Below are 4,047 nucleotides of genomic sequence, written 5' to 3'. Positions count from 1 at the left end.
GCGTCGGCAGGGCCCCCACCGCTGTGCCGCCGTCCACGCACCGCTGTGCCGCCGTACGCGAACGAAACCGCCGGCGGCGGGCAACGGGACGGAGACAGCGTCCTACCGGTCGAAGTGGATGAGATCCCCTACGGTCCATGCGCTGACATCCCTGATCGCGACTCGGTACATGCCGCCCGTCTCCGGGATTCCGAGGCTGCCCTGCAGGATCCGGGCGAGATGAAAGTGCAGATGCGTGGGCGCCTCGCCGCGACCGGGCCGGTTGCCTCGCGGGGCGGGGGCGAAGACGTCCGCGAACGGGCCGAGACGGTCCGAGTCCTTCAGTACCTCCGCCACCCGCTCCCTCCACACTGCCTCGGGAGCCAGCCGGCCGGTGATGACGGCACCGCCGACGACCACGGTCAGCGACATCTGATTGCTCCGCTCAGACTCCACAGCGGCGGAGATGGCGACGAGCAGCTCATCAGGGTTCGACATAACAGCAGAGCTTATTCGGCTCACCCGTATCGGGGACCGCCCCTCCGGCCGAAGCGGCTCGCCCACCGGCCGCGTCCTTCGCGGGAGACGGCTTCAACCCACCCGGAGGGCCGATCGCGTCAGGGTTCTTCCTCCATCAGAAGGGTGAAATCTACTTTGGCTTGGGTAGATTTTCGTTTCTGATGTGGGTACGCTTCTTCTCGTAAGCAGGGTCGAACGAGACCCGCCAGACACGAACTGGCGGGTAACTGAAATACGAAGTACGCAGGTCAGTGCGGCTCTCGAGCCTCGAAGCCACAGCGTTCCCGGAACGGTGACGGAGCTGTGAGCCGCACTGGGCGGCTCATGCGTAGAGGAGCTGCCGACAGCAGTACCGGTTCATTCAGTGGGTTGGTACGAAGAGGAATGGAGGAGCAGACGCCATCAGGATCGCCCGGCCCGAGGAAGCGCTCGGTCCGGGTACCGCAAGGCCCCCAGGATTGGATGGTGGTCCCCGGTCACGCAGCTGCGATCCCCCGCTCAGCCCTGCCGGGCCGGGTAGCGGAAACAGAAGGTCGGCACAGCAGTAGGGCCGACAGATGGTGTTGAATTTCCTTCGGGGCCCTGGTGCCGTACGGCACCAGGGCCCCTCGACGCGTTGCACAGCGAGGTGACATGACATCGGACAACCCCCTGAATGATCGTCTGGACGACGACGACTACCCCGCGTACACCATGGGCCGGGCAGCCGAGATGCTCGGCACCACGCCGGCCTTCCTCCGGGCCATCGGTGAGGCCCGCCTGATCACGCCCCTCCGCTCGGAGGGGGGACATCGGCGGTACTCCCGCTACCAACTGCGGATCGCCGCCCGCGCCCGCGAGCTCGTCGACAAGGGGACTCCGATCGAGGCCGCGTGCCGCATCGTCATCCTCGAGGACCAGCTCGAGGAAGCGCAGCGCATCAACGCCGAGCACCGTCGTGCCGCCGGCGAGCCGACGCGCGGCCCCGGCTCCGGCTGATCACGCGGGCGCGGCCGTTTCCGGACCGCTCGGAGTGCCGGGTGCCGGGTGCCGGGTGAGCGCGACGGTCGTCCGCGTGGCAGGGGGCGCGTCGGTCGGCGTCCTCGGGCGGCGTGCCCATCGTGTGCCCACAGCGTGCGCCCTGCACGCCCTTGCCCGCGCTTTCGCCCTCGCCCTCGCCGCCGGAACGATCGGCGGGCAGGAGGAGTACGAGCCCTGCACCCAGGTCCTGAAGGGCCTGCGTTCGACGGCGGCCCAGACCCTTGTCCGACCCGTACGGCCGATGCCCCTGGGGTGCGTTTGCGCAGGTCCGCCGCGTGTGACCAGGTGAACCTTGCGATGTCGGGGGCACATCCCCGACTATGCGGGTGGGGACCGGGGCCCCCGTGTCGGTAACGGCAGGGGCGGACCGCTACCCGGAGCACACAACAGGAGACAGCGATGTCCCAGCAGGCTCAGCCCGTCGAGGCTTCGGAGCCCGAGACCCCGCATCTCGACTTCCAGGGAACCACCCCGTACGAGGACTACGTCCAGGCGGACGTCCTCACCCACCTCCAGCACCCCCTCTCGGACGACCCCGGAGAGATGGTCTTCCTGGTGACGACCCAGGTCATGGAGCTGTGGTTCACCGTCATCGTGCACGAGTGGGAGACCGCCACCGCCGCGCTGCGGAGCGACGACGTCCCGACCGCGAAGGACGCGCTGAAGCGTTCCGTGCGCGAGCTGGAGGCCCTGAACGCCTCCTGGAAGCCCCTCGGCCAGCTCACCCCGGCCCAGTTCAACTCCTACCGCGCCGCACTCGGCGAGGGCTCCGGCTTCCAGTCGGCGATGTACCGCCGCATGGAGTTCCTGCTCGGTGAGAAGTCCGCGTCCATGCTCGTACCGCACCGCGGGGCGCCCCGCGTCCACGCCGAACTGGAGAAGGCGCTGCACGAGCCGAGCCTCTACGACGAGGTCCTGCGGCTCCTGGCCCGCCGCGGCCACGCGATCCCCGACTCCGTCGTACGGCGTGACGTCTCCCAGCGCTACGAGCCGTCCGCCGAGGTCGAGGAGGTGTGGACCGCGGTGTACTCCGGCGACCCGGACCACGAACTCGCCCGCCTCGGTGAGGCGCTCACCGACGTGGCCGAGCTGGTCTGGCGCTGGCGCAACGACCACCTCGTCGCCACGCGGCGCGCCATGGGCGCCAAGGCCGGCACGGGCGGCTCCGCCGGTGTGGCCTGGCTGGAGAAGCGGGCCCGGAAGAACGTCTTCCCCGAGCTGTGGACGGCGCGCTCCCATGTCTGACCTCACCGAGACGAAGACGACGACGCAGGCACAGGCGAAGGCGAACGAGCGGTTCGACCGTGACGCCGGCGGTGCCGAGTACCTGTCCTCCGGGCTGGCCCTGGAGGCGGCGAAGCTCGACGAGGCCGACGAGCTGGCCGGCCTCCGCGACCGTTTCGTCCTCGACGACGCCGTGTACCTCGACGGCAACTCCCTCGGCGCGCTGCCGGCAGCCGTCCCCGGCCGGGTCGACGACGTCGTACGCCGCCAGTGGGGCTCCCTGCGTATCCGCTCCTGGGACGAGAGCGGCTGGTGGACCGCGCCCGAGCGGATCGGTGACCGCATCGCCCCGCTGGTGGGCGCGGCGCCCGGCCAGATCGTGGTGGGCGACTCCACAAGTGTCAACATATTCAAGGCAGTTGTGGCGGCGGTCCGGATGGTCGACGAGGACGCCCGAGAGGGCGGGGACGGAGTCGGAGACGGCCGCGACGGCGACGGGGGCGGAGCCGGGGGGCGGCCGGTCCGGGACGAGATCCTGGTCGACGCGACCACCTTCCCCACGGACGGCTACATAGCCGAGTCGGCCGCCCGGATGACCGGACGCACGCTGCGCCCGGTGACCCCGGCGGAGGTACCGGACGCCCTCGGCCCCCGTACGGCCGCGGTGCTCCTCAACCACGTCGACTACCGCACCGGCCGCCTCCACGACCTGCCGTCCCTGACGGCGGCGATCCACGAGGCGGGCGCGTACGCCGTCTGGGACCTGTGCCACAGCGCGGGCGCCCTGCCCGTCGGCCTCGACGAGCACGGCGTCGACCTCGCGGTCGGCTGCACGTACAAGTACCTGAACGGCGGCCCCGGTTCACCGGCGTACCTCTACGTACGCCGCGACCTCCAGCCCCGCTTCGACTCACCCCTCCCCGGCTGGAACTCCCACACGGACCCCTTCGGCATGCGCCCGTCCTTCGAACCGGCGGGCGGCGCCCTGCGCGGCCGCGTCGGCACGCCGGACATCCTGTCGATGCTGGCGCTGGAGGCGGCGCTGGATGTGTGGGACGGCGGAGGGGACGGGTCCCGGGCCCAGTCCCAGGCGGGGACCGGTGCTGGTGCTGGTGCTGGTGCTGGTGCTGGTGTCGGGGCGGAGGCCGGGGTGACGGTCGAGGCCGTTCGGGCCAAGTCCCTCGCGCTGACCGACTTCTTCCTGCGCTGCGTGGCGGCGTACGTCCCCGAGGGGCGCGTCGAGTGCCTCACCCCGGTCGCCCACGCCGAGCGCGGCAGCCAGGTCGCGCTCGGCGTGGGCGACCG

General features: G+C 70.8%; 4 protein-coding genes. 3 read left to right on the top strand and 1 reads right to left on the bottom strand.

Annotated elements, in window-relative coordinates; translation table 11 throughout:
• Nucleotides 1-102 precede the first annotated feature (102 nt).
• Entirely contained in the window at nucleotides 103-477 is a 375-nt protein-coding gene (locus AOK23_RS33180) for a hypothetical protein (protein ID WP_055716247.1), read from the bottom strand.
• A gap of 654 nt (nucleotides 478-1,131) precedes the next feature.
• On the opposite strand from AOK23_RS33180, the gene AOK23_RS33175 reads away from it, so the two are divergent.
• The 3 genes from AOK23_RS33175 to AOK23_RS33165 form a co-directional block, all read left to right on the top strand.
• Nucleotides 1,132-1,476, top strand: a complete 345-nt coding sequence (locus tag AOK23_RS33175) for a helix-turn-helix domain-containing protein (protein ID WP_055716246.1) — start codon at nucleotides 1,132-1,134, stop codon at nucleotides 1,474-1,476.
• A 441-nt stretch (nucleotides 1,477-1,917) separates the two neighbouring features.
• On the top strand, nucleotides 1,918-2,763 hold the full coding sequence (locus AOK23_RS33170; RefSeq protein ID WP_055716245.1) for a tryptophan 2,3-dioxygenase family protein: 846 nt from the start codon (nucleotides 1,918-1,920) through the stop codon (nucleotides 2,761-2,763).
• Nucleotides 2,756-4,047: kynureninase (locus AOK23_RS33165; protein WP_169800361.1), on the top strand; the 1,292-nt coding region annotated here is incomplete at its 3' end. The genes AOK23_RS33170 and AOK23_RS33165, both read left to right, overlap by 8 nt.

The organism is Streptomyces torulosus, from assembly GCF_001419765.1.
Classification (GTDB): domain Bacteria; phylum Actinomycetota; class Actinomycetes; order Streptomycetales; family Streptomycetaceae; genus Streptomyces; species Streptomyces torulosus.
The sequence above is the reverse complement of the archived record's forward strand: the minus strand, read 5'-3'. Positions and strand labels throughout refer to the sequence as shown.

Coding starts and splice junctions, on each gene's coding strand:
- AOK23_RS33180 (WP_055716247.1), bottom strand. CDS start 477: ATGTCGAACCCTGATGAGCTGCTCGTCGCCATCTCCGCCGCTGTGGAG.
- AOK23_RS33175 (WP_055716246.1), top strand. CDS start 1,132: ATGACATCGGACAACCCCCTGAATGATCGTCTGGACGACGACGACTAC.
- AOK23_RS33170 (WP_055716245.1), top strand. CDS start 1,918: ATGTCCCAGCAGGCTCAGCCCGTCGAGGCTTCGGAGCCCGAGACCCCG.